At 67.2% G+C, this 26,272-nt stretch carries 25 protein-coding genes and 1 pseudogene; 10 read left to right on the top strand and 16 right to left on the bottom strand.

Annotation, left to right across the window (positions count from 1 at the left end; all coding sequences use genetic code 11):
* The first annotated feature begins 22 nt into the window (after positions 1-22).
* Positions 23-1,336 (top strand): glycosyltransferase 87 family protein, encoded by a 1,314-nt coding sequence (locus K6L26_RS13535; protein ID WP_221853252.1) that lies wholly within the window; start codon positions 23-25, stop codon positions 1,334-1,336.
* Here K6L26_RS13535 and K6L26_RS13530 read toward each other — a convergent pair.
* The 5 genes from K6L26_RS13530 to K6L26_RS13510 form a co-directional block, all read right to left on the bottom strand.
* Positions 1,333-2,076 (bottom strand): lysophospholipid acyltransferase family protein, encoded by a 744-nt coding sequence (locus K6L26_RS13530; protein ID WP_019348087.1) that lies wholly within the window; start codon positions 2,074-2,076, stop codon positions 1,333-1,335. The two genes, K6L26_RS13535 and K6L26_RS13530, sit on opposite strands and share 4 nt — an antisense overlap.
* A 108-nt stretch (positions 2,077-2,184) precedes the next feature.
* Positions 2,185-2,613 carry a hypothetical protein gene (locus K6L26_RS13525; RefSeq protein ID WP_043370433.1) on the bottom strand — a complete coding sequence of 143 codons (429 nt, stop codon included), beginning with the start codon at positions 2,611-2,613 and terminating at the stop codon, positions 2,185-2,187.
* Positions 2,610-3,893, bottom strand: a complete 1,284-nt coding sequence (locus K6L26_RS13520) for an ArsA family ATPase (RefSeq protein WP_221853251.1) — start codon at positions 3,891-3,893, stop codon at positions 2,610-2,612. Before K6L26_RS13520 ends, K6L26_RS13525 begins: the two co-directional genes overlap by 4 nt.
* Positions 3,890-4,327, bottom strand: a complete 438-nt coding sequence (locus tag K6L26_RS13515) for an SRPBCC family protein (RefSeq protein ID WP_036393933.1) — start codon at positions 4,325-4,327, stop codon at positions 3,890-3,892. The genes K6L26_RS13520 and K6L26_RS13515 overlap by 4 nt, the downstream gene beginning before the upstream one ends.
* 78 nt (positions 4,328-4,405) lie before the next feature.
* Positions 4,406-4,795 (bottom strand): hypothetical protein, encoded by a 390-nt coding sequence (locus tag K6L26_RS13510; protein WP_019347250.1) that lies wholly within the window; start codon positions 4,793-4,795, stop codon positions 4,406-4,408.
* A 95-nt stretch (positions 4,796-4,890) separates the two neighbouring features.
* Here K6L26_RS13510 and K6L26_RS13505 point away from each other — a divergent pair, with 95 nt between their 5' ends.
* Positions 4,891-6,690, top strand: a complete 1,800-nt coding sequence (locus K6L26_RS13505) for an AMP-dependent synthetase/ligase (RefSeq protein WP_221853250.1) — start codon at positions 4,891-4,893, stop codon at positions 6,688-6,690.
* A 10-nt stretch (positions 6,691-6,700) separates the two neighbouring features.
* Here the strand turns inward: K6L26_RS13505 and pimB are convergent, their stop codons facing one another.
* The 4 genes from pimB to K6L26_RS13485 all read right to left on the bottom strand — a co-directional run bounded on the left by pimB (position 6,701) and on the right by K6L26_RS13485 (position 10,307).
* The gene (pimB, locus tag K6L26_RS13500) at positions 6,701-7,843 is read right to left on the bottom strand and encodes a GDP-mannose-dependent alpha-(1-6)-phosphatidylinositol monomannoside mannosyltransferase (RefSeq protein ID WP_221853249.1); all 1,143 of its coding nucleotides are present in this window, start codon (positions 7,841-7,843) and stop codon (positions 6,701-6,703) included.
* A gap of 48 nt (positions 7,844-7,891) precedes the next feature.
* Positions 7,892-8,692: a peptidase gene (locus K6L26_RS13495; protein WP_221853388.1), complete on the bottom strand. Its 801-nt coding sequence runs from the start codon at positions 8,690-8,692 to the stop codon at positions 7,892-7,894.
* Between the two features lie 59 nt (positions 8,693-8,751).
* Complete coding sequence (ripC, locus tag K6L26_RS13490) at positions 8,752-9,888, bottom strand: peptidoglycan hydrolase RipC (protein WP_036393922.1); 1,137 nt, start codon at positions 9,886-9,888, stop codon at positions 8,752-8,754.
* 152 nt (positions 9,889-10,040) lie between these two features.
* Positions 10,041-10,307: a hypothetical protein gene (locus K6L26_RS13485; RefSeq protein WP_019347255.1), complete on the bottom strand. Its 267-nt coding sequence runs from the start codon at positions 10,305-10,307 to the stop codon at positions 10,041-10,043.
* A 163-nt stretch (positions 10,308-10,470) separates the two neighbouring features.
* Here K6L26_RS13485 and K6L26_RS13480 point away from each other — a divergent pair.
* Positions 10,471-12,300, top strand: a pseudogene (locus tag K6L26_RS13480) (DEDD exonuclease domain-containing protein); the annotation flags it as partial.
* On the opposite strand, the gene trpD reads toward K6L26_RS13480, so the two are convergent.
* Positions 12,238-13,311, bottom strand: a complete 1,074-nt coding sequence (gene trpD, locus K6L26_RS13475) for an anthranilate phosphoribosyltransferase (RefSeq protein WP_064895755.1) — start codon at positions 13,309-13,311, stop codon at positions 12,238-12,240. The pseudogene K6L26_RS13480 and the gene trpD sit on opposite strands and share 63 nt — an antisense overlap.
* Positions 13,312-13,455: 144 nt before the next feature.
* On the opposite strand from trpD, the gene ctaE reads away from it, so the two are divergent.
* The 4 genes from ctaE to qcrB all read left to right on the top strand — a co-directional run bounded on the left by ctaE (position 13,456) and on the right by qcrB (position 17,733).
* Positions 13,456-14,067, top strand: coding sequence for an aa3-type cytochrome oxidase subunit III (gene ctaE, locus K6L26_RS13470; protein WP_036393916.1), 612 nt, complete (start codon positions 13,456-13,458; stop codon positions 14,065-14,067).
* A gap of 62 nt (positions 14,068-14,129) precedes the next feature.
* The gene (qcrC, locus tag K6L26_RS13465) at positions 14,130-14,936 is read left to right on the top strand and encodes a cytochrome bc1 complex diheme cytochrome c subunit (protein WP_080989442.1); all 807 of its coding nucleotides are present in this window, start codon (positions 14,130-14,132) and stop codon (positions 14,934-14,936) included.
* Positions 14,933-16,099 (top strand): cytochrome bc1 complex Rieske iron-sulfur subunit, encoded by a 1,167-nt coding sequence (gene qcrA, locus K6L26_RS13460; protein ID WP_019347261.1) that lies wholly within the window; start codon positions 14,933-14,935, stop codon positions 16,097-16,099. The genes qcrC and qcrA overlap by 4 nt, the downstream gene beginning before the upstream one ends.
* Positions 16,096-17,733: a cytochrome bc1 complex cytochrome b subunit gene (qcrB, locus tag K6L26_RS13455; RefSeq protein WP_019347262.1), complete on the top strand. Its 1,638-nt coding sequence runs from the start codon at positions 16,096-16,098 to the stop codon at positions 17,731-17,733. Before qcrA ends, qcrB begins: the two co-directional genes overlap by 4 nt.
* A gap of 252 nt (positions 17,734-17,985) precedes the next feature.
* Here qcrB and K6L26_RS13450 read toward each other — a convergent pair whose 3' ends face one another.
* From K6L26_RS13450 to ctaC, 4 genes are all read right to left on the bottom strand, one after another.
* Entirely contained in the window at positions 17,986-18,567 is a 582-nt protein-coding gene (locus K6L26_RS13450) for a DUF2561 family protein (protein ID WP_085140165.1), read from the bottom strand.
* A complete protein-coding gene (locus K6L26_RS13445; RefSeq protein WP_019348152.1) occupies positions 18,567-19,445 on the bottom strand; it encodes an MmpS family transport accessory protein in 879 nt (292 codons plus the stop codon). The genes K6L26_RS13450 and K6L26_RS13445 overlap by 1 nt, the downstream gene beginning before the upstream one ends.
* Positions 19,446-19,627: 182 nt before the next feature.
* On the bottom strand, positions 19,628-20,047 hold the full coding sequence (locus K6L26_RS13440; protein WP_019348153.1) for a cytochrome c oxidase subunit 4: 420 nt from the start codon (positions 20,045-20,047) through the stop codon (positions 19,628-19,630).
* A 12-nt stretch (positions 20,048-20,059) separates the two neighbouring features.
* Positions 20,060-21,097: an aa3-type cytochrome oxidase subunit II gene (gene ctaC / locus K6L26_RS13435; RefSeq protein ID WP_036393911.1), complete on the bottom strand. Its 1,038-nt coding sequence runs from the start codon at positions 21,095-21,097 to the stop codon at positions 20,060-20,062.
* A 190-nt stretch (positions 21,098-21,287) separates the two neighbouring features.
* Here ctaC and asnB point away from each other — a divergent pair, with 190 nt between their 5' ends.
* Entirely contained in the window at positions 21,288-23,252 is a 1,965-nt protein-coding gene (gene asnB, locus K6L26_RS13430) for an asparagine synthase (glutamine-hydrolyzing) (protein ID WP_435405368.1), read from the top strand.
* 30 nt (positions 23,253-23,282) lie between these two features.
* Here asnB and K6L26_RS13425 read toward each other — a convergent pair whose 3' ends face one another.
* Entirely contained in the window at positions 23,283-24,257 is a 975-nt protein-coding gene (locus K6L26_RS13425) for a carbohydrate kinase family protein (RefSeq protein WP_019348156.1), read from the bottom strand.
* A 172-nt stretch (positions 24,258-24,429) separates the two neighbouring features.
* On the opposite strand from K6L26_RS13425, the gene K6L26_RS13420 reads away from it, so the two are divergent.
* On the top strand, positions 24,430-25,056 hold the full coding sequence (locus K6L26_RS13420; RefSeq protein WP_019348157.1) for an Rv0361 family membrane protein: 627 nt from the start codon (positions 24,430-24,432) through the stop codon (positions 25,054-25,056).
* A gap of 19 nt (positions 25,057-25,075) precedes the next feature.
* On the opposite strand, the gene K6L26_RS13415 is transcribed toward K6L26_RS13420, so the two are convergent.
* Positions 25,076-25,432 (bottom strand): HesB/IscA family protein, encoded by a 357-nt coding sequence (locus K6L26_RS13415; RefSeq protein ID WP_019348925.1) that lies wholly within the window; start codon positions 25,430-25,432, stop codon positions 25,076-25,078.
* Between the two features lie 150 nt (positions 25,433-25,582).
* Here K6L26_RS13415 and K6L26_RS13410 point away from each other — a divergent pair, with 150 nt between their 5' ends.
* Positions 25,583-26,272: a DUF3043 domain-containing protein gene (locus tag K6L26_RS13410; protein ID WP_019348924.1), complete on the top strand. Its 690-nt coding sequence runs from the start codon at positions 25,583-25,585 to the stop codon at positions 26,270-26,272.

The raw sequence follows: 26,272 nt of genomic DNA, 5'->3' as shown, positions 1-26,272 counted from the left end.
CCCCCGATAGGCTGTTCGGAACATGAGTAAGCGGCAGTCGCCCGGCGCAGCTGGTTGGGCACCGACGATCGGGTGGCGGCTTTTTCAGTTGCTCACAGTGGCCGGGTTGATCCTGGTCGGCTGGCGGCTTCTGGGGCACGTGCCCTATCGCATCGACATCGACGTGTACCGGATGGGCGGACGGGCCTGGTTGGACAACCAACCGCTGTACGCCGACGGCGCCATCTTCCACACCCAGGGCGGCCTCGACCTGCCGTTCACCTATCCACCGCTCGCGGCCATCCTGTTCGCGCCGTTCGCCTGGCTCTCGCTGCCCGCGGCCAGCGTGGCGATCACCGCCACCACCCTGGTTCTGCTGATCATCTCGACGGTCATCGTGCTGACGCGCCTGAACATCTGGCCCGAAACCAGGATCACCTCGGAACCCGCCTGGGTGCGCCGCTGCTGGTTGGCAACCGCGCTGGTGGTGCCTGCGGTCATCTGGCTGGAGCCGATCCGGTCGAACTTCGAATTCGGCCAGATCAATGTGGTGCTGATGACGCTGGTGATCGCCGACTGTGTGCCGCGCCGGACACCATGGCCGCGCGGCATGCTGCTGGGCCTGGCGATCGCGCTCAAGCTGACCCCCGCGGTGTTCGTTCTGTATTTCCTGCTGCGTCGCGACTTCCGCTCCCTGCTGCGGACCGCCGCCGCCGCGGCAGTGGCGACCCTCGCGGGATTCGTGCTGGCCTGGACGGACTCGATCGAGTACTGGACCGAGACCGTGCGCAACACCGACCGCATCGGTACGGCCACCCTCAACACGAACCAGAACATCGCGGGCACGCTGGCCCGGTTCGGCCTGTCAGAGGGTCCGCGGTTCGTGCTGTGGGTGCTGGCGTGCTTCGCGGTGCTGGCGCTGACGGTGTGGGCGGTGCGCCGTGTTCTGCGCTCCGGCACCGACGAGTCGCCGGTGGTCGCGCTGATCTGTGTGGCCATGTTCGGTCTGGTGGTGTCGCCGGTGTCGTGGTCACACCACTGGGTGTGGTCGTTGCCCACCCTGGTCGTCACATGCGTACTCGCCTACCGGATGCGCCGGAGAAATCCGGCCGCGCTGTATCTGGCCGCGGTGACAGTGATCGGTTTCGCCCTGATGGTGTGGACCCCGATCGCGCTGCTGACCCCGCACCACGAGACCGCGGCGTCGGTGATCCGGCAGCTGGCCGCCGATTCCTACCTGTGGTGGGGCCTCGCGGTCATCGTGGTGATCGGAGCCGTGTCCACTCCGAAGGCAGGTAAGACGGCGGCGGTGCCCGCCACGCCGCTGGTTCACCTCAGCGGCGGCGACGGCGCCTAACCCGCAGCGGCGTGCGGCAGCCGCGACGCGGGCTTGCTCGCGTCCACCGCCTGGCCGTTGGTCTGCTGAGCGTTCTCCTTGAGCGTGGCGGCGTAGATGTCGACGTACTCCTGACCGGACAGATCCATCAGGTCGTACATCACCTCATCGATCACGGCGCGTTCGATGAAGCGGTTGCCCGCCAGGCCGTCGAACCGGCTGAAGTCCATCGGCTCGCCGAACCGGACCTCGACCCGGCCGAACCGAAGTCCCTTGGACCCCGGCGGATTGACCACGTCGGTGCCGACCATGGCCACCGGGATCACCGGCACCCCGGTCTCCAGGGCCAATCTGGCCAGCCCGGTCTTGCCCTTGTAGAGACGGCCGTCCGGTGAGCGGGTGCCCTCCGGGTACATCCCCAGCAGCTTGCCCTCGCCCAGGATGCGCTTGGCGGTCGTCAGCGCCGCCTGCGCCGAATCGGCGTCGGTGCGGTCGATGGGCACCTGACCCACGACGGTGTAGAACCAGGCCAGGAACCGGCCCTTGATCCCGGTACCGGTGAAGTACTCCTGTTTGGCCAGGAACGTGATGCGGCGGCTGACCACCAGCGGCAGATAGAAGCTGTCCATCACCGCCAGGTGATTACTGGCCAGGATGGCCGGCCCGTCGGTCGGAACGTGTTCCAGCCCAGTGATTTTGGGCCGGCCCAGAACGGCCAGCAAGGGGCCCAACAGGATGTACTTGAACAGCCAATACCACATGGACCCTCCACCTTGTGCGCACCGCGCAATGCTCTGCGACAACTGTACCCAGGCCATGTTGTGGCTACCACAGCAAGCCCTGTATGCCCGCTGAGCCCACAGCAGGACTCAGTCTGCTCGATCTTCTATGGTGACCGGGATGTGCTGGTAGCGGCCGGGAGGTGGCGGGGACGGGTAATCGTCGGGCGGCGGAGTATCCGGCCCGCCGTCGGGCGGCGGGCTACCCCCGCCGGGTCCGTTATCCGGCCCGTCCGGCCCGGTTCCGTCATCTCGCCCATCGTCGAGGACGGCACGGATCACCGTCAGCAGGGCCACGCTGTGCTCGGCGATCACCGACAGCAGCGGGTGCTGCTCACCGTTGACCACCGCCGCCAGGGCGCACACCGGACACCACACCTGCTGACACTTGCCCGGGCTGCCGTCGGCCGATGCCGCGAAGTTGGCCGCCGCCAACCGCACCGCCGGATCAAGCCGGTCGAGGATGTCCTGCGCCAATTGCCGCAGCTCCGAACCCAGTTCGGGATGAGGTCCCGTCATGCCGGCCACACCTCCGGATTCGGACGAAAACGTACCGTCAGCTCACTGCCCCGCAGTTGCGCGTCCGTCACGACGCACCGACGCAGGACCGAGGCCAACCGCACCCGGCGCCGCATGCCCGCTACGCCGATGATCAAGTCGTCATCGACCCGACCCAACGTGAGGTCGGCCGAATCGATCTGCGGCAACTCTAGCCGCAACCGGTATACCGCTTCGAGTCCAGACCCCGACTCGCGGTCGACGACGGGCCGCAACGGGCCCGGCGGCGCGGACCCGTCCCGCCGTCGCGCGCGATCGATCAGTTCACCCAGCGCCTTGGGGCCGATCGGCTCCCCCGGCACGTGCGGCACGAGCACCAACTGCACGTCACCGATGGCGGCGTCGAGACCGTCGAGCACCGACTGCTGTTCGGCGATCCGCTCGGTGTACCAGTCGAACGCGGGATGGGCGGGAAGGTTCTGGTACTCGAACGAATCATCCTGCACCAAAATCTGATTGACGATGATCTCGCTCACCTCGACGCCCATCAGGGCAAGCGAACCCAACGTCCGCGAAGCTTCGGCCGCCACCACCCGCTCCGGAGTGAGCACCAGATGGGCGCTCACCCGGGATCCGTCGGTGAGCAGCGCGCCCAACTTGCGAATACCGGCGTCCACACGTTCGATCAGTGCGACGATGGCCGCGCTGACCGCGTCCGGCGAGCCCGACAGGCGACGATGCCGTGGCCAGGCCCGCTCCAGGTACAGCCCGAACGTTTCCGGCAGCGTGAGCATCCGCAACGCGTCGGCGGTCGAAGCGCAGTCCACGACCACGTGATCCCAGCGTCCGGAATCGGCCAGCTCTCCGACCTCGTGCAGCCCGAGCACTTCCTGAATTCCGGGAAGCGCCGAAAGTTCTTCCGGTGCAATGTCTCCCAGATCCGAATCGGGGAAGCGAGCTGCCAGCGGCCCGGCTGTCTGAACCCAGCGGGCACCCAGCAGAGCCAGCGTGTCGAGCGCAAGGGCATCGAGGGTCCCGCCCGCTTCGGGCAGCCCGGAGTCCAGATCGCTGAGCACCCGGGTGGGAGCACGCAGACCCGTTGGGGCAAGCATGATCCCGAGTACATCGCCGGTGGAATGGGCTTGATCGGTGGACACGATCAGCACCCGACGGCCGGACGCGGCGTCCCGGACCGCGGTGGCCGTCGCCAGCGTCGACTTACCGACCCCGCCCTTGCCGACGAAAAGGCTGATTTTCGCGGGGTTCGCGGGGGAAGGTGCGTTCCCGTCCGGCGAACTCACTCAGCCTCTACTCGTTTCTTGAGGTCTTTGAGTGCGGTGTCGGTGAGCCGCCGCTCGGCTTTACGTTTGAGCAGACCGATCATCGGGATCATCAGGTCGACCGACAGCTCATACGTCACCTCGGTGCCAGATCCCTTGGGCGCCAGGCGGTATGTCCCCTCCAGCGCCCGCAACAGCGAACTGGACACCAGTGACCAGGTGACGGACTTACGGTCGGCGGGCCAGACGTAGGCCAGCACCATGGTGTCTTTGAGCACCGCGGCGTCGAGCACGAGCCTGGCGGTCTTGGGATTGCCCTGCGGGTCCGTCTCGAGGACCTCGGCTTCTTTGTATTCGGCGACCCATTGCGGGTACGAGCCGATATCGGCGATGACATCCATCACCGTCGCCGGATCAGCGTCGATGTAGATGGTCTGTGTCGTCTTGTCGGCCACCGCCACACCCTTCTCCCCACCCCACGGGGCTGCCCTGGCTCTCGGGAGAGAAATCTACCCTCCTGTCGGGGGACCCGGTCAGGCCAGTCGGGACACCCCGACCGGTCGAGCGGCCTCAAGGCGCTGCTTGATCCCGAACGACATCGTCTTGCCCGCGACCCGGCGCTGGTGGTTCATCTTTGCCAGATCCATCTGGGCCAACTGCTTGGCCGTGGCGCCCGACGGTTCGGCGTGCAGGAAGTAATGCAGCACCACACCGTCCATCACCTCCTCGAGCCAGACCTCCATGGTGCCGGTCAACGCACCGGTCACGTTCCAGCGGTGGCCCTTCTCGGCGCGGTCCTCGACAACCTTGAGCACCAGGTCGGGCCACCACCGCCGCCAGCTGGCCGGGTCGGCGACCGCGGCGCCCACGGCCGCCGGATCGGCGCACACGAACGTCTCGTCGGCGATCTGAATGCTGTTCATCGCGGACTAGCTTCACATATGCCTGATCGTCTGCCTACCGCGGCCGACTAGGCTGACGCGCAAAGCCGGTATCGCAAGCCTGGGAGGGCAAGATCGTGCGTGAGTTCAGTGTGCCCGCGTCTTTTACCGTCGACGAGCACGACAGCATCGTCGGTTCGGTAACCGCGCACGCGGCCGACAGCCCTGACCACGTCATCTTCCGGCGCCTGGTCAACGGCACCTGGACCGACGTGACCTGCGCCGAAGCAGCCGACCAGATCCGGTCGGTGGCGTTGGGCCTGATCGCGGAGGGCATCGCACCCGGTGATCGCGTGGCGATTCTGTCGGCCACGCGCTACGAGTGGCCGATCATCGATTTCGCGATCCTGTCGGTGGGTGCGGTGACCGTGCCGATCTACGAGACTTCCTCGGCCGAACAGGTGCGGTTCGTCCTCGACAATTCCGCGGCGAAGATCATCTTCGTCGAGACCGACGGGCACGCCGAGACCGTCGAGCAACTCCGCGGCCAGCTGCCCGAACTGCAAAAGGTGCTCACGATCGCGGGCACCGGTACGCCTGCACTGGAGGCCATGGCGGACGCGGGCAGATCGGCCGACGCCGCTGAGCTGGACAAGCGACTGGCCGGCATCCGGTCGACCGACCCGGCCACCCTGATCTACACCTCTGGAACCACCGGCCAGCCCAAGGGCTGCCAGCTGACCCACTCGAACCTGCTCTACGAGATCCGGGGCGCCAAGGCCTGCTTCCCCACCGAGCTGGCCCCCGGAGAACGGATGCTGGTGTTCCTGCCGCTGGCCCACGTGTTGGCCCGCGCCATCACCATCGCGGCCTTCACCAACAAGGTCACCCTCGGGTTCACCAGTGACATCAAGAACCTGGTGCCGACCTTCGGCATCTTCAAGCCGACTCTGGTGGTCTCGGTGCCCCGCGTGTTCGAGAAGGTCTACAACACGGCCGAGCAGAACGCCCGCAACGACGGCAAGGGCAAGATCTTCGCGATCGCCGCCAGCACCGCGATCGAGTGGAGCCAGGCCCAGGACAAAAAGGGCGGAGCCGGGCTGCTGCTGCGGGCCAAGCACGCGCTGTTCGACAAGCTGGTCTACGGCAAGCTGCGCGCGGCCCTCGGCGGTGAATGCCACGCGGCGATCTCGGGCGGCGCCCCGCTGGGCGCGCGGCTGGGCCACTTCTATCGCGGTGTGGGGCTGAGCATCTACGAGGGTTACGGCCTGACCGAGACCAGCGCGGCCATCACCGTCAACCGGGTCAACGAGCTCAAGGTGGGCTCGGTCGGCAAGCTGATGCCCGGCAACAGCATGCGCATCGCCGAGGACGGCGAGCTGCTGGTCAAAGGTGGCGTGGTGTTCAGCGGCTACTGGGGCAACGAGACCGAGACCAACGCGGTGTTCACCGACGGCTGGTTCCACACCGGTGACCTGGGCTCCATCGACGACGACGGCTTCCTGACCATCGTGGGGCGCAAGAAGGAGATCATCGTCACCGCCGGCGGCAAGAACGTCGCCCCCGCCCTGCTCGAGGACCGGCTACGGGCCCACCCGCTGATCAGCCAGGCGATGGCCGTCGGCGATCAGCAGCCGTTCATCGCCGCACTCATCACCATCGACCCGGAGGCGTTCCCGGGATGGAAGCAGCGCAACGGGAAGGACGCCGCCGCATCGGTGGGCGATCTGGCCGACGACCCGGATCTGCTGGCCGAGATCGACCTGGCGGTCAAAGAGGCCAATCAGGCGGTGTCGCACGCCGAATCGATCCGCAAGTTCCGGATCCTGCCGGTGGACTTCACCGAGGACACCGGTGAACTGACCCCCACGCTGAAGGTCAAGCGCAAGGTGGTCGCCGAGAAGTTCGCCACGGACATCGCCGCGCTCTACGGCTGATCCCGCGGGCTCAGCCCGAGAGCAACCCGGTCAGCCGAGCCCCCTGGGAGCGCCACTGCCAGTTGTCGACTGCCCAGTGGCGTCCCGCCACCCCCATCGCGGCGGCGCGGCTCGGGTCGGCGAGTAGATCACCGACCGCTGTGGCCACCTCCGCCACGTCGGTGCCGTCCACCACGGTGCCGGTCTGACCGTCCTGCACGGTTTCCGGTGCTCCCCCTGATGTTCCGGCGATCACCGGTACCCCGCAGGCCGAGGCCTCGAGATAGACGATGCCCAGTCCTTCGACGTCCAGGCCGGCCCCGCGGGTGCGGCACGGCATGGCGAACACGTCGGCCATCGCATGGTGAGCGGGCAGTTCCGCCCCCGGCACCGCCCCGGTGAAGGTGACGTCAGCGGCCACGTCGTACTTGTGCGCAAGTTGCTCGAGGGTCGTGAGATACGGTCCCCCGCCGACGATGACCAATGCGGCGTCGGGAACGCGGCGCCGGATGGCTGGCCAGGCGCGGATCAGCGTGTCCTGGCCCTTGCGCGGGACAAGCCGCGACAAGCACACCACCACCGGACGTCGGCCCAGCCCGTAGCGGGCGCGCAACTCGGCCCGGGCCACCGGGTCGGGCACGAAGCGGTCGGTGTCGACGCCGGGCGAGAGACGTTCCAGCGCCGCATGAGGACCGAACGCCGAGGCGAACCGGCTGCGGGTGTAGCGGCTGATGAATGTCACAACATCGGCGTCGTCGCCGATACGGCGCAACGCGGTTCGCGCCACCGGAAGCATCGACCAGCCGACCTCGTGGCCGTGGGTGCTCGCCACGATGCGCCGGGCTCCGGCTCGCCGGGCCAGGGGGCCGAGCAGCGCCAGCGGCGCCGCTGCCCCGAACCACACCGTCTCGATGTCGTTCTCGGCGATCAACCGTTGCATGCGGGTCGCGACGGTCGGCTCGGGCAGCATCAGCGTCGTAGGGTGGCGCACCACCCGGTATCCGTCCGCGGCCGCCCGGTTGTCGAAATCCGGTGCACCCTTCCATTTCGGTGCATACACCGTGAGTTCGTGCGAGCCGTCGCGTACCAACTCCCCGACGAACGCTTCCAGATACGACTGGATGCCGCCGCGGCGCGGTGGAAAATCGTTGGTGACCAACAAAACCCGCGTCATCGCGGCTGACTGCCATCTGCGACCCGTTCCCTGCCCATCGGGGCAAGGCTATCCCGTCAACCAGTGTCGCCAACCGGTGACCACGACGTCGAGGTCGGCGCCCAGCGTCTCGCGGACCGCGGTGGCCACATCGGGATGGCCGGGTCCGCAGGCGCTCAGATAGAGCTCACGCAGCTTCGGCACCCCGTAGGCGTCGGCCACGTAGCGGCTGAACCACCAGGCCCGGTCGTAGGCCAGGCTCCGGACGGCCCCGGGTGTGTCGAGGTCCGCATCGGTGGGCAGCTGGGCCGGTACCTCAGCCTGCGCGGGCACTGCGGTGGCCGGCCGGCCGACATAGTCGGCCACTCCCTCGGTCAGCCAGCGCGGTGCATCGGCTGCCGTCGCGAACCGGGCAGCGTAATGGAACAGCTCGTGGCGCAACACGATTCGCAACGCGGCCGGACTCATCTGGGCTGCGCCGGGAGCGAACATGATCCGCTGTGTAGTCGTGGTCGCGGCGATGTCGGCGGCGCCTCCGGCCAGCACCCGGAACTGCTGATCGGAGCCGGCGACAGCGATCTCGATGTCCCGCCGCCAATCCGGGCCCCAGAACGCGGTCACCGCAGCGGCAGCGCCGGGAAGTTCGGCAGCGAGCCGCTGAGGCAGGTCCGAGGACTGGGCGCCGTCGAGGACGAGCAGCCGCGCGGAACGCCCGTCGGGTAACACCATCGAGGTGACCGGGTCCGGTGGTGGCGGGGCGGCAGGAGCAGCCGTGACCTGCGATGGCGCGGGTGGCGACGGCGCGGGCGACGCAGCCGTGAAGAGCAGTGCCGCTGCCAGCACGAGTTCCACCAGCAACAGTGCGGCCAACAACCGCCTGCGGGTACTCAGAGGGAAACCGCTGTCGGATCGACCGCTATCGGATCGGCTCAGTAGCGGCGAACATTGTGGATCGGCGCATTGTTGACCGGGGCAACCCTGACCGGGGTCCCGTAGGTCGACGCGTGCACCATCATCCCGTCACCGATGTAGATGCCCACGTGCGACGCATCGGAGTAATAGGTCACCACGTCGCCCGGCTGCATCGAATCCATCGACACCGGCTGACCGCCACGGGCCATGGCCTGGCTCGAATGCGGCAGTGAGATCCCGGCGTGCTGGAACGCCCACATCACCAGGCCTGAGCAGTCGAAGGAGCTGGGACCGGCCGCGCCCCAGGAATACGGCGAGCCGATGCGGCTCAGTGCCGCCTGGATGACTGTGCCCGAATGGCCACCGCCCCCGTCGGGCAGAGCACCCTCAGGCGGGGCGACGTCGCCGGGCGGAATGCCGTTCGGCGGGTCAGCTAATACGGCAGGATCCTGCGCCGGCGGCAACGCTTCGGGCGCGGGCACCGGCGGGGTCGGCGGCAGAGCCGACATCGCGTCCCGCTGAGCCGGGCTCAACGCCTGGTACTGCGACTTCACGATCGCGATCTGAACCTGCAGCTGACTTTGCTTGGATTGCAGGTCGGCGCGCACTGCGGCGGCCTGCTCGGCCGCGGTCTTGGCGTCGGCGGCTGATTTCGCCGACTCCTTCTCGGCCAACGCGGCCTTCTCACCCATCGAGCGGAAGTTCTTCATCTGCGCCGACATCTCGGTCGCCATCACCCGCTGCACGGCGAGCTGCTCGATCAGCTGCTGCGGTGAGCCGGCGGTCAAGATCGCGTCGACCCCAGAGGTACGGCCGCCCATGTACTGGGCTGCAGCTACCTTGTTGACCGAAGACTGGAAGGTAGCCAGCTGCGACTTGGCCTGATCGACGGCCGCGGCGTCGTCGGCGTGCTTCTTCTCCGCACTTTCTTGTGCGGCAAGCTTGTTGTTGAGATCGAGCTGCGCCGAGTGCATCGCCTCAGTGGTCTGCTCGGCCTGACGGGACAGCTCGTTGAGCTTTGCCAGCGCATCATCGCCGGGGTCGGCGTGCGAACTGGTGGCCAGCAATCCGGATATCAAGGTCAAGCCCGCTATTGCACCTGCAATGGGTCGCTTGACACGACTTGTGGGCCGGTGCGCGCGCTCGTGCCTCAAGTTTTCGTCCTCACAACTGGCGATGGCGAGCCGCCTCGAACTGCTCTTAGGTCTCAGATAGGTTACGAAACGGCATCGGGCTTGTCCAACAGAAGCTGCAAATTTAACAGCCCTCTCTGGGAATTTTCCTGTGGACGAAGCGTTGCGTGTCGTCAGGCGACTCCCGTTCGGCCATCTCGGTGAATCGGCACGAGCCGCAGCCGCGGCGCGAGGCCCACGTCAGCGAGCACTTCCAGCGCCGCACGCTCGTCGTCGAGCAAAGTTTCGGGGACGCCGAGCAACACGCTCACGACGCAGTCCTGACAGCCCGGGCCGCGTACCGCGCAGTCGTCACAGTCGATGGTCACGCTGCCGGTGTCCCGCTCATGTGGGCGAGGCTCGTCGGCGTAGGACCAGTTGTCCTGCCGCACTCCGCTCATCTTGACCGTCCTTTCGATCGGTGTTGGGCGCACGCTATCGCCGCGCACCGACAAGTAGCGGAGCGGATTGGAGCGATTGCACCGACAAGTAGCGGAGGGGATTGGAGCGCGCGGGCGGCGAGCTTGTCCGGGTTTGTCGGGGGCAGTGCCTACCGTCATCTCCATGGGCCAGCGCATCTCCGCCGAAGCCGAGCAGCTGACCTTGAGTCTGGGCCCCGCCGTCGACCCCGATGCAGCGCTGTCTCTCGCCGAGACCACTTTCGTGGTGGTGGACCTGGAGACCACCGGTGGGCGCGCGGCCGCCAAGGCGCCGGGCGAGCGCTACGACGCCATCACCGAGATCGGTGCGGTGAAGATCCGTGGCGGCGAGGTGCTCGGCGAGTTGGCCACGCTGGTCGATCCGGGCCGCGCGATCCCGCCCCAGATCGTCGAGCTCACCGGCATCACCACGGCGATGGTGCGCGACGCGCCGAAGATCGAGAGCGTCCTGCCCGCCTTTCTCGAGTTCTCCCGGGGCGCAGTGCTGGTCGCCCATAACGCCGGGTTCGATATCGGGTTCCTGCGCGCGGCGGCCGAGCGGGCCGAGCTCAACTGGCCGCGGCCGCCGGTGCTCTGCACGGTCAAACTTGCCCGTCGCGTGCTGACCCGGGACGAAGCCCCGACGGTGAAACTGTCCGCACTGGCCCGGCTGTTCGGCGCCACGACGACACCTACCCACCGGGCACTCGACGATGCCCGCGCCACCGTCGACGTCTTGCACGGCCTGATCGAGCGGGTGGGCAACCAGGGCATCCACACCTTCGCCGACCTGAAGAACTACCTGCCGGATGTCACGCCGGCCCAGCGTCGTAACCGTTCACTGGCCGACCGGTTACCCAACCGCCCCGGTGTCTACCTGTTCCGCGGGCCCTCCGGCGAGGTGCTCTATGTGGGCACCGCGGTCGATCTGCGCCGCCGGGTCCGGCAGTACTTCACCGGCGCCGACCCGCGGGCCCGGATGAAGGAGATGGCCTCGCTCGCGCAGGCCGTCGACCATGTCGAGTGCGCCCACGATCTGGAGGCCGGGGTCCGTGAGCTGCGGCTGCTCGCGGCTCATGCACCGCCGTACAACCGGCGCTCCAAGTTCCCGCAGCGCTGGTGGTGGGTGGCCCTCACCGACGAGGCCTTCCCCCGGTTGTCGGCAGTGCGAAACCCAGGGCGCCGCATTGCTTTCGGACCTTTCTCGGCTCGGGCCGACGCCGTTCAGTCGGCGCTGCTGCTGGCTCGGTTCACCGGTGTGCGCACCTGCACGGCCCGCTTCGGCTCTGCCGCGACCCATCGCTGCCCCGAGGTCGAGCTGTCACCGTGCCCGGCCGCGCAGGACATCGCCGCCGCGTCGTACGCGGATGCCGTGGAACGAGCCACCGCGCTGATCAACGGCACCGACCACAGCGCGCTGGCAGCAGCCCTGGCCCACATCGGCGAGCTAGCGGCAGCCCGGCGATACGAGACCGCCGCCCGGATGCGCGATCACGCCGAGGTCGCCATCGAGGCACTGTGGCGCGGGCAGCGGCTGCGCGCACTGGCCGAGGTCCCCGAACTCGTGGCGGCGCGCAGCGACGGCAATGGCGGCTGGCACTTCGCGGTGGTCCGCCACGGCCACCTGGCCGGGTCCGGCACCGCCCCGCGCGGTGTCCCGCCGATGCCCGTGGTCGATGCGATCTGCTCGGCCGCACAGGTAATCCTGCCCACCCCAACACCTTTGGGCGGCGCGCTGGTGGAGGAGACCGCGCTCATCGCCCGTTGGCTGGCCACCCCAGGGGTGCGCATCGTGCGCACCGACGGCGACGTCAACAATGGCTACGCGACACCGATCGGCGCGGCCGGCCGTTACGCCCAGTGGGCCGCCACCGCGCGCTCGGCGCGGTTGGCGGCGGCCCAGCAGCAGGACTCAGAACTGCAGGCTGAACCGCACCCAACGCGCGAGCAGTTGTTCGGCCGCGCCCGAGTCGATGGCCTCGGTGGCCCGCGCCAGACCGGCCTCCCACGCCGGCACCCATTGAGCGTCGCTGGCTAGCCCGGCGTGGGCCACCATCGCGCCGGCCGCGTTGAGCACCACCGCATCACGCACGGGCCCCTTGGCCCCACCCAGTACGGCACGGGCCGAGGCCGCGTTGGCGGTGGCGTCACCGCCGATCAACTCGCTGATGTCGGCGCGCTTGAAGCCGAAGGCGGCGGGATCGAACTTCAACCGGTCGACGGTGCCGGCCTGCACCCGCCAGATGGTGCTGGTGGTCGTGGTGGTGAGCTCGTCGAGGCCGTCGTCGCCATGTACCACCAACACACTGGAGCCACGGGCGGCGTACACCCCGGCCATCACCTCGGCCAGGTCGTCGAACGCACAGCCGATCAGGCCGGCCCGCGGGGCGGCCGGATTGGTCAGCGGCCCGAGCAGATTGAAGACCGTCGGAACGCCGATCTCGCGGCGCACCACCGAGGCATGCCGGTACGACGGATGGAACTGCGGCGCGAAGGCGAACCCGATACCGACCTCGGCGACACTGCGGGCCACCTCATCGGGACCCAGGTCGATCCGGACGCCGAGCGCCTCCAAGGTGTCCGCGCCGCCCGACAGCGAGGACGCCGCGCGGTTGCCGTGCTTGATCACCGGCACACCGCAGGCCGCCACCACGATGGCCGCCATGGTCGACAGGTTCACCGTGTTGGCCCCGTCGCCGCCCGTGCCGACGATGTCGACGGTCTCGTGGCCGATCTGATCGGTGGGCACGCGGCGGGCGTGCGACAGCATGATGTCGGCGAGCTCCCCGACCTCCGCGGAGGTCGGCCGCTTCATCTTCATCGCGACGGCGAAGCCGGCGATCTGAGCCGGGGTCGCCACGCCCGTCATGATCTGGTCCATGGCCCATCCCGCGTAACCGTTGGGCAGGGTCTGCTCGGTGGTCAGCCGCCCGAGGATCAGCGGCCACGACGGCGCCGCCGCAGCGGCGGACGCGGATGGGGACAGCGGAGAAGATGCAGGAGCCACCGCCGAATGCTATCTCCGCACCGGTCTCCGGCCCGCTTCACGCCGACCGGAACGCGACACGTTTGGAGTCAATTGCTCGACCCGGGTGGAGTTCGACAACTACAAAGCGTCATACTTGCGGATGTGACGAGCGCTGTAGGTACCTCGGGAACGGCAATCACGTCGCGCGTTCATTCGCTGAACCGGCCGAACATGGTCAGTGTCGGCACCATCGTGTGGCTTTCCAGTGAACTCATGTTCTTTGCTGGACTCTTCGCGATGTATTTCACGGCGCGCGCGCAAGCCGGTGGCGACTGGCCGCCCGAGCCGACCGAACTCAATTTGGCCCTTGCTGTTCCGGTGACGCTGGTTCTGATCGCGTCATCCTTTACCTGCCAGATGGGCGTGTTTGCCGCCGAACGCGGCGACGTGTTCGGCCTGCGCCGGTGGTATGTGATCACGTTCCTGATGGGCCTGTTCTTCGTACTGGGCCAGGGATACGAGTACATGCACCTGGTCGAGCACGGCACCACCATCCCGGGCAGCGCCTACGGATCGGTCTTCTATCTGGCGACCGGTTTCCACGGCCTGCACGTCATCGGCGGACTAGTTGCGTTCATCTTGCTGCTGGCCCGCACCAAGATGAGTAAGTTCACGCCCGCGCAGGCCACCGCGGCGATCGTCGTCTCGTACTACTGGCACTTCGTCGACATCGTCTGGATTGCGCTGTTCGCCACCATCTACTTCGTCCGATGACCGGCTCGCCGATGCGTCCGATGATTGGCCGGCAGATGATCGACTCGATGAGAAGGGGTTCGATGACCAGCAAGTCGCGCCGACGACTGCGCCGACGACTGTCAGCAGGTCTCCTGCTGCTGGTCGGCCTGTCAGTCGCAGGTGGTGTTGCGGCCACGCTGACGCCCACACCGCAGGTCGCGGTCGCCGACGAATCGCAGTCGGCACTGCTGCGCACGGGTAAGCAACTGTTCGAGACGTCGTGCGTTTCGTGCCACGGCGCCAACCTGCAGGGTGTGCCCGATCGCGGGCCCAGCCTGATCGGCACCGGCGAAGCTGCGGTGTACTTCCAGGTCTCGACCGGTCGTATGCCCGCCATGCGCGGCGAGGCCCAGGCACCGTCCAAGCCCGAGCATTTCGACGACGACCAGATCGACGCGCTCGGTGCGTACGTCCAGGCCAACGGCGGCGGCCCGACCCTGATCCGTGACGACCACGGCGGCGTGGCCCAGGAATCGCTGATCGGCTCCGACGTGGCCCGCGGCGGTGACCTGTTCCGGCTGAACTGCGCGTCCTGCCACAACTTCACCGGTAAGGGCGGCGCGCTGTCCTCCGGTAAGTACGCTCCGGACCTCGGTGAGGCCAAGCCGGCCCAGATCTACACCGCGATGCAGACCGGGCCGCAGAACATGCCCAAGTTCTCCGACCGGCAGCTGTCGCCGGAAGAGAAGCGCGACATCGTCGCCTACGTCCGCGAATCGGCTGAGACACCCAGCTACGGCGGTTACGGGCTCGGCGGCTTCGGGCCGGCTCCCGAGGGTATGGCGATGTGGATTATCGGAATGGTCGCCGCTATCGGCGTGGCAATGTGGATCGGGGCACGAGCATGACCGACAACACACCGAAGATTCCCAGCGACGACGAGCTGGCTTCGATGTCGCGTGAGGATCTCGTCGAGCTCGGCGGCAAGATCGACGGCGTCGAGACGATCTTCAAGGAACCGCGCTGGCCGGTTCCCGGCACCAAAGCCGAGAAGCGCACCGAGCGGCTGGTCGCGTACTGGCTTCTGCTCGGCGGTCTTTCGGGCCTGGCGCTGCTGCTGATCTTCATCTTCTGGCCCTGGGAGTACCAGCCCTTCGGCTCGGAGGGTGAGTTCCTCTACTCGCTGGCCACCCCGCTGTACGGCCTCACGTTCGGCCTGTCGATCTTGTCGATCGGCATCGGTGCGGTGCTGTTCCAGAAGAAGTTCATCCCCGAGGAGATCTCGGTCCAGGACCGCCACGACGGGCGTTCCCCCGAGCTGCACCGCAAGACCATCGCCGCCAACCTCGGCGATGCGCTGGAGGGTTCGACGGTCAAGCGCCGCAAGCTGATCGGCTTGTCGCTGGGTATCGGCCTCGGCGCGTTCGGCGCCGGCACCCTGGTGGCGTTCATCGGCGGGTTGATCAAGAACCCGTGGAAGCCCGTCGTTCCCACCGCCGAGGGCAAGAAGGCCGTGCTGTGGACCTCCGGCTGGACGCCGCGATTCCACGGCGAGACCATCTACCTGGCTCGCGCGACCGGACGTCCCGGCTCCTCGCCGTTCGTCAAGATGCGGCCCGAGGATCTCGACGCCGGTGGCATGGAGACCGTCTTCCCCTGGCGGGAGTCCGACGGCGACGGCACCACGGTGGAGTCCGAGCATCACCTGACCGAGATCGCCATGGGTGTGCGTAACCCGGTCATGCTGATCCGCATCAAGCCGGCGGATATGCCCAAGGTGGTCAAGCGCAAGGGTCAAGAGAGCTTCAACTTCGGTGAGTTGTTCGCCTACACGAAGGTCTGCTCGCACCTGGGCTGCCCCTCGTCGCTGTACGAGCAGCAGACCTACCGCATCCTGTGCCCGTGCCACCAGTCGCAGTTCGACGCGTTGCACTTCGCCAAGCCGATCTTCGGTCCGGCCGCACGTGCGTTGGCGCAGCTGCCCATTACCATCGATAAGGACGGCTACTTGGTCGCCAACGGCGATTTCATCGAACCCGTCGGACCGGCATTCTGGGAGCGCAAATCATGAGCCCTGACGTTGCCAAGATCGCAGCCGCCCAAGGCGACGCGATCGACTCGCGGTACCACCCGTCGGCTGCGGTGCGCCGGCAGCTGAACAAGGTGTTCCCCACCCACTGGTCCTTCCTGCTGGGTGAGATCGCGCTGTACAGCTTCATCGTGCTGCTGATCACCGGTGTCTGGCTGACGCTGTTCTTCGATCCGTCGATGGCGCACGTCACCTATGACGGTGTGTACCAACCGCTTCGCGGTGTGCAGATGTCGCGGGCCTACGAGTCCGCTCTCGACATCAGCTTCGAGGTGCGCGGCGGCCTGTTCGTCCGTCAGATCCACCACTGGGCCGCGCTGATGTTCGCCGCGTCGATCATGGTGCACATGGCGCGCATCTTCTTCACCGGTGCGTTCCGCCGCCCGCGTGAGGCCAACTGGGTCATCGGCTCGCTGCTGTTGATCCTGGCGATGTTCGAGGGCTACTTCGGTTACTCGCTGCCCGACGACCTGCTCTCCGGTATCGGTCTGCGCGCGGCGCTGTCCTCGATCACCCTGGGCATGCCGATCATCGGAACCTGGCTGCACTGGGCGCTGTTCGGCGGGGACTTCCCCGGCGAGATCCTGATCCCGCGCCTGTACGCACTGCACATCCTGTTGATCCCGGGCATCATCCTGGCTCTCATCGGTGCGCACATGGCACTGGTGTGGTTCCAGAAGCACACCCAGTTCCCCGGCCCCGGCCGCACCGAGACCAACGTGGTCGGCGTGCGCGTCATGCCGGTGTTCGCGGTGAAGTCGGGTGCGTTCTTCGCGATGATCACCGGTGTGCTCGGCCTCATGGGTGGCCTGCTGACCATCAACCCGATCTGGAACCTGGGCCCCTACAAGCCGTCTCAGGTGTCGGCGGGTAGCCAGCCCGACTTCTACATGATGTGGACCGAAGGCCTGGCGCGTATCTGGCCGGCCTGGGAGTTCTACCCCTTCGGCCACACCATCCCCGCGGTGGTCTGGGTCGCGCTGATCATGGGCGGTGTCTTCGCCCTGCTGATCGCCTACCCGTTCATCGAGAAGAAGGTGACCGGCGACGACGCACACCACAACCTGCTGCAGCGTCCGCGTGACGTGCCGGTGCGCACCGCCATCGGCTCCATGGCGATCGCGTTCTACATGGTGCTGACCCTGGCCGCGATGAACGACATCATCGCGCTCAAGTTCCACATCTCGCTGAACGCCACCACCTGGATCGGCCGCATCGGCATGGTCGTGCTTCCGGCGATCGTGTACTTCGTCGCCTACCGCTGGGCGATCTCGTTGCAGCGCAGCGACCGTGCGGTGCTTGAGCACGGCATCGAGACCGGCATCATCAAGCGCCTGCCCCACGGTGCCTACGTCGAGCTGCACCAGCCGCTGGGACCGGTCGACGATCACGGCCACCCGATTCCGCTGGAATACCAGGGCGCTGCCCTGCCCAAGCGGATGAACAAGCTCGGTTCGGGTGGCGCACCCGGCACCGGCAGCTTCCTGTTCGCCGACCCGGCCGTCGAGCACGACGCGCTCACCGAGGCCGCACACGCCTCCGAGCACAAGGCCCTGACCGCCCTGCGCGAATACCAGGAGCAAGACGGCAACGGGGAGACCAACGGTCATCACTGACCACTCCCCTACCCCAAACAATCGCCGCAGCCTCGTTCAGAGGTTGCGGCGATTGTTTTATGTGGGGGGGCGTACTGCTTCATTCGCGTGTGTAGCGCCATGGCGGAAAAGTGGCCGCAGAATCGCCACAGCGCTACATATGTGAGGGCGATGGATACACCGATCCCGTTCAAGCCCGCAGCGATGTCAGGCCGCCCCATTGCTCCGGTGGCCGTAGAGGCGTCGGTGGGGAATGAAAGGCAGAGCCAGGAGTCAGGACGGCAGAGTGTCCAGCTGGCGCAGCGCAACGACCAGCACCGCGACCAGGCCCGCGGTGACGACGCCGGCCAGGCCGTACAAGCACCAGGCCGCCACACCACTTCCTGTCGCCATGAGATAGGTGGCCAGACCGATGGCCGCGGTACCCAGACCGATCGCACATGCGACCGACAGGGTGAAGCGCAGCCACACCGCTTCGACCGCTGCTGCGGCCACTCCGGTGCCCGCGGCATAGCGGCTCATCGCCGGCGGTGCGGCGCGATAACTACCGCCGATCGGGCGCGGCGACCGGGCCGGCGGCTGGGGCCTGCGTCCGGGCTGTTGCCGGCCGGCCTGGGCTCGCGCCCGCAGCAGCAACGGCACGGCGCCCGCGATCACCACGACCGACAAGCCGATCACGGTGTAGAGCACCCACGGAGTGTCGGCACTCTCCGCGCCTTGGGGATGACTGCGGCCCAGATCCACCAGGGCGACGACGGCGGCCACCCCGGCACCCAATGCCGCGAGCCAGACCGCCGCGCAAGCGCCCAGCAAAACTCGGTCGGTGGTGTCGAGTTCGCTGATCGGCCCGGACATCAGCAGGCAGTCTGCGCGGAGTTGTTGGCGTTCGACGACAGCACCGTTCCGTCGCTGGCCGTGATGGAGCAGTTCAACCTGCTGACCAGGAACAGGCTGGAAGCCTCGACGGATCCCACATCGGAGTTGGAGATCGGCGTCATCGTGAAGGTCCACGGGATGTACACGTTGCGCAGAGTGCGCCGGTTCCCGTTGCCGTCGACGTAGGTGATCGTGATGATGTCACCCGGCGCCTTGGTACCCGTCACGGAATAGGTGACCTGCCGCGGCCCGGCGTGCGTCGTCGTGGTCGTCGGCGGTGCCGCTGTAGTGGTCGGCGGCGGCGGAGGCGCCTCGCTGGTCGGCGCCGGAGCGGGCGGCGGCGGCTCGGTGATCGTCACGGTTTCCGGTGGTGGCGGAGGCGGCAGCTCCTCCGACGTCGGAGGGGGTGGCGGCGGTGGCGGCGGGGTCGTGGTGGTGATCTCGTCCTGCACCGGCGGCGCGGCGGAGGTGGTACTGGGCTGCGGGGTCGCCAGGTTGGTGGTGTCCTCGTCGCGAGTCACCAACACAGCAACAGAGGCCACCAGTGCGACGGCCGCGATGATGGCCGTGATACCGACCACCCACGGCCAGCGCGGTGGCGGGGCGGTGTCGACCAGCTCGGTCGCCGCGTCGTAGTCGTCGTAGTCGTAGAGCGCCACGTCGGCCGGCACGTACGGCCCGCTGGTGAACTGCTCCGACTCAGGAGCGGAATACGCCTGCGAGTAGAACTCCGTCTCGCCGCCGTCCGCGTCGGCGCCGGCCACCTGGGTCGGCTCCTCGGGTGCGGAGTGTTTTCCGGGTTGATCCGGCAAATCAGAACCGGAGGCACCCGGTTCCGGGGGATTCGGCCCGCTCATCTACGCCTATCCTTCTCGACAACTTCACTGCCACACGGAACGAACGAGTGCGTTCGCTGGTGACAGTGCCCCGGCAACATTACCGAACGAGGTGATGCCGGCGAGTCCGGCGCTGCCGGTGGCGGATGAAGTAACGCCCGATTGTGACCTTGAGCAGGTCACAATCGGCGCGTTTGGACGGGTCAGTGCTTCTCTGGGCCCCAGTAGTACTCGAAGACCAGGCCGCCGACAGCCATCAGCACGAAGCAGACGCCTGCCACGATCAGCCAGGGCAGCCACAGAGCGGCGCCCACGGCGGCGACCGAGAAGGACAGCGCGATCAGGATCGGCCACCAGCTGTGCGGCGAGTAGAAGCCCAGTTCCCCTGCGCCGTCACTGATCTCGGCGTCTTCGTAGTCCTCGGGGCGGGTGTCGAGACGACGTGCCACGAAGCGGAAGAACGTACCGGTGATCAGGGTCAGACCGGTGGTGAGGACGAGGGCGGTGGTACCCGCCCACTCCACACCGCCGTTGGCGAACATCGCCGTCAAGACGCCGTACACCACCGCCGACAAGGCGAAGAACGCCGTGAGGATCTCGAACAGTCGAGCTTCGATATGCATTGCGTGTAGCCCCTACTTGCTCGCCTGCGGTGCCTGCTCACCGCGTCGGGTGTCGAACGGGTGCGTGGTGATGGCCAGCGGCTCCTGGTTGATCGCCGCCAACGCCTCGGCATTGGTCTTGCCGGCCTCGCGCTGATCGATGTAGGCCTTGAAGTCATTGGGCTCGACGACCCGGACCTCGAAGTTCATCATCGAGTGGTAGGTGCCGCACATCTCGGTGCAGCGACCCACGAACGCGCCGGTCTGCTCGATCTTGCTGACCTGGAAGATGTGATCCGAGTGGTTGGCCACCGGGTCCGGCATCACGTCGCGCTTGAAGAGGAACTCCGGAACCCAGAATCCGTGGATCACGTCCGCGGAGTTGAGCTGGAACTCGATGCGCTTGCCCACCGGGAGCACCAGCACCGGGATCTCGGTGGAGCTGCCCAGCGTCTCGATCTTGTCGAAGTTCAGGTAGGTGCGGTCCTCGGGGTTCAGGCCGCGCACCGCGCCGACGCGCTCCTGCCCGTGCTCGTCCTTGCCCTCCGGCTTGGACGTCATCGCGGCCTTACGCGCTTCGTCGACACCGTTGTAATCGAATGAGCCGTCGGCGAAGTCGATCTTCTGGTAGCCGAACTTCCAGTTCCACTGGAAGGCGGTCACGTCGATGACGACCTCAGGGTTCGGATCCTTGTGCAGCATCCGCTCCTGGACCACGACGGTGAAGTAGAACAGCACCGAGATGATGAGGAACGGGATGACCGTCAGCACCAGCTCCAGCGGCATGTTGTAGCCGAACTGGCGCGGCAGCTCGGTGTCGCCCTTCTTCTTCCGGTGGAACGCACTCGACCAGAAGATCAGGGCCCACACGATGGCGCCCACCACGAAGGACGCAATCACCGAGCCGATCCACAGCTCTCGGTTGAGTTTGCCCTCCGGGGTGATCCCCGTCGGCCAGCCGAGCGCGAGTGCGTCCTGCCAGCTGCAGCCGCTCAGCAAGAATGCCGAGCCACCCAGGACAATGGTCAACAACGCCGCTCGGGCCACCGCCTTAAGCCCGCGAGGTGTCACGTTGGCGCCTCCTAGATCGGTATTTCGCGACCGCGACCGGTCGTTGTTTTGCGAATACTACGCAGCGTAGACCACGCCGGTCCACGGGAGCGAAGCGACTCGGGAATGCGGTTGCGAAGTGGGTGCAAACACCGGCGCGGCCGCCCGGGTGGTGGTCTCGGACAACGGCCGGATCAGACATACTGGCGCGGTGTGCGGACTGCTCGCGTTGGTAACTGACCCAGCCCGATCCACCCAGGGAGACACCTCCCCCGATGCCGGATCGCGGCTGGTCGACGCGGTGGCGGGCGCCTCCCACCTGATGCGTCACCGGGGTCCGGACGAGCCCGGCACATGGGCAGACACGAGCGGCGACGGCACTGTGGTGCTCGGCTTCAACCGGCTCTCGATCATCGATATCGCGCACAGCCACCAGCCGCTGCGCTGGGGGCCGGCCGATGCGCCCGACCGCTACGCACTCGTTTTCAACGGTGAGATCTACAACTATCTGGAACTACGTGAAGAGCTGCGCGGCGTCGGTGCCGAATTTCACACCGACGGCGACGGTGAGGCCATCGTCGCGGCCTATCACCACTGGGGCGCCGACGCGCTGCATCGGCTGCGCGGCATGTTCGCGTTCGCGGTGTGGGACACCGTGGAGCGCGAATTGTTCTGCGCCAGGGACCCGTTCGGCATCAAGCCGCTGTTCATGGCCACCGGGCCCGGTGGCACCGCGGTCGGCAGTGAGAAGAAGTGCCTGCTGGAACTGGCCGACATTCTCGGGCTGGACCTCAGCATCGACGATCGGGCGGTGCAGCACTACACGGTGCTGCAGTACGTGCCCGAACCCGAGACGCTGCACCGCGGCATCCGGCGGCTGGAGTCGGGTAGCTACGCGCGGTTGAGGCCCGGTGGCCGCCCCGAGGTGACGCGTTACTTCGTCCCGAAGTTCACTCCGGTGCCTTTCGTCAAGGGCGCCGAGCAGTCCCGATATGACGAGATCACCGCCGCCCTTGAGGATTCCGTCGCCAAGCACATGCGCGCCGATGTGACGGTGGGCGCATTCCTGTCCGGCGGAATCGACTCCACGGCCACCGCGGCGTTGGCGATGCGGCACAACCCGCGGCTGATCACGTTCACCACCGGCTTCGAGCGGGAGGGCTTTTCCGAGGTGGACGTGGCCGTGGCCTCGGCCGAGGCCATCGGCGCCCGGCATGTCACGAAGGTGGTCAGCCAGGCCGAGTTCGTCGAGGCACTGCCCGAGATCGTCTGGTACCTGGACGAGCCGGTGGCCGACCCGGCCCTGGTGCCGCTGTTCTTCATCGCTCGCGAGGCCCGCAAGCACGTCAAGGTGGTGCTCTCGGGCGAAGGTGCCGACGAGTTGTTCGGCGGCTACACGATCTACCGGGAACCGTTGTCGCTGCGGCCGTTCGACTATCTGCCCCGGCCGGTGCGCAAGTCGCTGGGCAAGGCCTCCAAGCCACTGCCGGAGGGCATGCGCGGCAAGAGCCTGCTGCATCGCGGTTCGCTGACGTTGGAGGAGCGCTACTACGGCAATGCCCGCAGCTTCTCCGATGACCAGCTGCGGGCGGTCCTGGCGGGGTTCCGGCCGGAATGGACCCACACTGACGTCACTGCCCCGGTGTACGCAGAGTCGCGGGGTTGGGATCCGGTGGCCCGGATGCAGCACATCGATCTGTTCACCTGGCTGCGCGGTGACATCTTGGTCAAGGCGGACAAGATCACCATGGCCAACTCACTGGAGCTGCGGGTCCCGTTTCTGGACCCCGAGGTGTTCGCGGTGGCGTCCCGGCTACCCGTCGATCAGAAGATCACCCGCTCGACGACCAAGTACGCGCTGCGCAGGGCGCTGGAGCCGATCATTCCGGCCCATGTGCTGAACCGGCCGAAGCTGGGATTCCCGGTGCCCATCCGGCACTGGCTGCGCGCCGGTGAGCTGATGGATTGGGCCTATTCGATGACGGCGTCCTCGGGCGCCGGCGAGTATGTCGATCTCGGCGCGGTCCGCACCATGCTCGACGAGCACCGCAACGGCGTCAGCGATCACAGTCGCAGGTTGTGGACGGTGCTGATCTTCATGCTGTGGCACGCCATCTTCGTCGAGCACAGCGTGACCCCGCAGATCTCCGAACCGCACTACCCGGTCCAGCTCTGAGCCGGTCGGCCCAGAGCCGGCACCGGAGGGTCAGGCCAGGGCTGCGCCGATCTCAGCGCCCGCCTCGGCGCCGTAGGCGTCGGTGAGTCGCTGCACGGCCTCGGCCGGGTCCCAGGTCCATTCCTGCGGGCCGGTTGCCTCCAGCACCAGCACCGCGACCAGCGAGGCCAGCTGAGCGGAACGCTCGAGGTTGAGGCCCGCGCTGCGTCCGGTGAGGAAGCCGGCCCGGAAGGCGTCGCCGATGCCGGTCGGGTCGGCCTGATGCTTCTCGGGCACCACGTCGACATGGACGAAGGTGCCTTCCGAGCTGACCAGGTCGACGCCTTTGGCGCCCAGCGTGGTGACCCGCATGCCGATCTGGCTCATCACCTGGGCCTCGCTCCAGCCTGACTTCTGCAGCAGCAGGTCCCACTCGTAGTCGTTGGTGAACAGGTAGGCGGCGCCGTTGATGAGCTTGCGGATCTCCTCACCGGAGAGCCGGGCCAGCTGCTGGGACGGGTCGGCGGCGAACGGCAGGCCGAGCTTGCGGCACTCCTCGGTGTGCAGGAACATCGCTTCCGGGTCGTTGGCGCCGATGATCACCAGTTCCGGGGCGCCCACCCGCTCGACCAGGTCGGCCAGCGAGATGTTGCGCGCCTCGGACATGGCGCCCGGGTAGAACGACGCGATCTGGGCCATGTCCTCGTCGGTGGTGCAGACGAAGCGTGCGGTGTAGGCACTCTCGGAGATCAGCACGCTGCCGCAGTCGACGTTGGCGCCTTCGAGCCAGGTGCGGTAGTCCGCGAAATCCTGACCCGCCGCGCCTACCAACGCGACGTCACCGCCGAGGATGCCGATCGCGAAGGCCATGTTGCCCGCGACGCCCCCGCGGTGAATCACCAGATCGTCGACGAGGAAGCTCAGCGACACCTTCTGCAGGTGGTCAGCCAGCAGTTGCTCGGAGAATTTGCCCGGGAACCGCATCAGGTGGTCGGTCGCGATGGATCCGGTAACTGCGATGGTCACGTAGTGTCTCCCCACATTTCATTAAGTCGGCTACATAACAGTACCCGCGCGGCCCGTGCGCGATCTTGGCCCACGGTCACACGCCACGGGTTGCGCTAACCTGCGTATAACCGTATTCCCGGTCACCGTAGACGGCTGACCGACCTCCAGATCACGCGGGGAGCGTCATTTGATGACTGGTTCATACCAGTACCCCGAGCAGACTCCGCCTCAGCCGTATCCCGAGCAGGTGTCGCCCGCCCCGTCGGCATATCCGGGCACGCTGCCGCCCCCGGTCCCCTACCCGACCCGGCGGCGGTGGCCCAAGATCCTGGCGGCGACGTTGGCGGTGGTCGTGCTGGCGGGTGTGCTGACCGCAGTGCTGGTGGCCGGCCGCCGCGGCCCGGCGGCTCCGGTGGTGCTGTCGGACGCCCGGGCCCAGGCCGCGGTGCAGGAATATCTCAACGCGCTGCTCGACGGGGACGACGAGACGGTCGCCCGGCACACGCTGTGCGGGCTGTACGACGGGGTGAAGGACCGCAAGGCCGACCTCGCGGTGGCCGGTTTGGCCAGCGACGCATTTCAGAAGCAGTTCAGCCAGGTCGAGGTGACCGGCATCGATGCGAATGTGCCGTGGTCCACCACACAGGCTCAGGTGCTGTTCACCATGCGCGTCGCTCCGGCCAGTGGGTCGGTACGCGGACAACGGCCGATCAGTGACGAACAGCAGGGCGTGGCACAGCTACTGGTGAAAAGGGACGGTAACGACGAGCAGGTCTTGGTGTGCTCGTACGTGCTGCGCACCGGCGGTCAGTACTGACCGCCGGTATCAGCTGACGTCAGTTGAAAGAATCGCCGCAGGCGCAGGACCCGGTGGCGTTGGGGTTGTCGATGGTGAAGCCCTGCTTCTCGATCGAGTCGACGAAATCGATGGTGGCGCCCTGCACATACGGTGCGCTCATCCGGTCGACGGTCAGCTTGACGCCGCCGAACTCGGCGGTGAGGTCGCCGTCGAGGGCACGGTCGTCGAAGAACAGGTTGTAGCGCAGGCCGGCGCAACCGCCGGGCTGAACCGCGATCCGCAGCGCGAGGTCGTCGCGACCTTCCTGGTCCAGCAGCGCCTTCGCCTTCGTCGCAGCAGAGTCGGTCAGGGTCACACCGTGGGTTTCGGTGGAGGTGGCGTCCTGAACAGTCATAGTTCTCCCTAAGCATCCCTGGGCATCAAGACGCGGGACGTGCCGCGCGTCTACTACCTCAACGGTACCTTGTTCCGGCGCTATTCCCGACTTATCCACAGGCCGGGGCATGTGGCCAGGGCGTCTGCGCCGGGCAGTAACCTGGCTGGCGTGAAGCTGCTGGGCCGTAACAAGGACAACGACGGCGAACCCGCCGGAACCGACCAGGTCGCGAAGGTCGACGGGGACGCCGCGTCGACGAACACGGGCGGTACCACCGCGGGCACCGCCCCCAAGGGCAGGCCCACCCCCAAACGCAGCGAGGCCACCAAGCGGCGCGGTCCTGTCGCGCCCGCACCGCTGACCGCCGCCGAGGCGCGCCAACGCCGCAAGGAGCTGCGCGGGCCGAAGCTGTCCAAGGAAGAGCGCAAGATCGAGCGGCTCGCCCGCCGAGCCGACATGGCTGACCGCCGCGAGAAGATGATGGCCGGCGAGGAGTCCTACCTACTCCCCCGCGACAAAGGTCCGGTTCGCCGCTACGTCCGCGACATCGTGGACTCGCGTCGCAACGTGCTGGGCCTGTTCATGCCCGCCGCCCTGGCGATGATCTTCTTCATGCTCGCGCTGCCGTCGCTGAAGTTCCAGCAGATCCTCTCCTACGCGATGCTCGTCCTGGTGGTCATCATGCTGATCGACGGGTTCGTCGTCGGCCGCAAGGTGAACCGGATGGTGGACGAGAAGTTCCCCGACAACACCGAAAGTGGTTTCAAGCTCGGGCTTTACGCCGCCAGCCGGGCGTCACAGTTACGCCGCATGCGGGCGCCGCGGCCGGTGGTCGAGCGCGGCGCCAAGATCTCTTGA

Origin of the sequence: Mycobacterium farcinogenes (assembly GCF_019739075.1) — a bacterium.
Taxonomy (GTDB): domain Bacteria; phylum Actinomycetota; class Actinomycetes; order Mycobacteriales; family Mycobacteriaceae; genus Mycobacterium; species Mycobacterium senegalense.
The sequence above is the reverse complement of the archived record's forward strand: the minus strand, read 5'-3'. Positions and strand labels throughout refer to the sequence as shown.

Coding starts and splice junctions, on each gene's coding strand:
- K6L26_RS13510 (WP_019347250.1), bottom strand. CDS start 4,795: ATGAACAGCATTCAGATCGCCGACGAGACGTTCGTGTGCGCCGATCCG.
- K6L26_RS13420 (WP_019348157.1), top strand. CDS start 24,430: ATGACTGGTTCATACCAGTACCCCGAGCAGACTCCGCCTCAGCCGTAT.
- K6L26_RS13415 (WP_019348925.1), bottom strand. CDS start 25,432: ATGACTGTTCAGGACGCCACCTCCACCGAAACCCACGGTGTGACCCTG.
- K6L26_RS13440 (WP_019348153.1), bottom strand. CDS start 20,047: ATGCATATCGAAGCTCGACTGTTCGAGATCCTCACGGCGTTCTTCGCC.
- K6L26_RS13525 (WP_043370433.1), bottom strand. CDS start 2,613: ATGACGGGACCTCATCCCGAACTGGGTTCGGAGCTGCGGCAATTGGCG.
- K6L26_RS13445 (WP_019348152.1), bottom strand. CDS start 19,445: ATGAGCGGGCCGAATCCCCCGGAACCGGGTGCCTCCGGTTCTGATTTG.
- K6L26_RS13535 (WP_221853252.1), top strand. CDS start 23: ATGAGTAAGCGGCAGTCGCCCGGCGCAGCTGGTTGGGCACCGACGATC.
- qcrA (WP_019347261.1), top strand. CDS start 14,933: ATGACCGACAACACACCGAAGATTCCCAGCGACGACGAGCTGGCTTCG.
- K6L26_RS13485 (WP_019347255.1), bottom strand. CDS start 10,307: ATGAGCGGAGTGCGGCAGGACAACTGGTCCTACGCCGACGAGCCTCGC.
- qcrC (WP_080989442.1), top strand. CDS start 14,130: ATGACCAGCAAGTCGCGCCGACGACTGCGCCGACGACTGTCAGCAGGT.
- qcrB (WP_019347262.1), top strand. CDS start 16,096: ATGAGCCCTGACGTTGCCAAGATCGCAGCCGCCCAAGGCGACGCGATC.
- K6L26_RS13530 (WP_019348087.1), bottom strand. CDS start 2,076: ATGTGGTATTGGCTGTTCAAGTACATCCTGTTGGGCCCCTTGCTGGCC.
- K6L26_RS13450 (WP_085140165.1), bottom strand. CDS start 18,567: ATGTCCGGGCCGATCAGCGAACTCGACACCACCGACCGAGTTTTGCTG.
- pimB (WP_221853249.1), bottom strand. CDS start 7,843: ATGACGCGGGTTTTGTTGGTCACCAACGATTTTCCACCGCGCCGCGGC.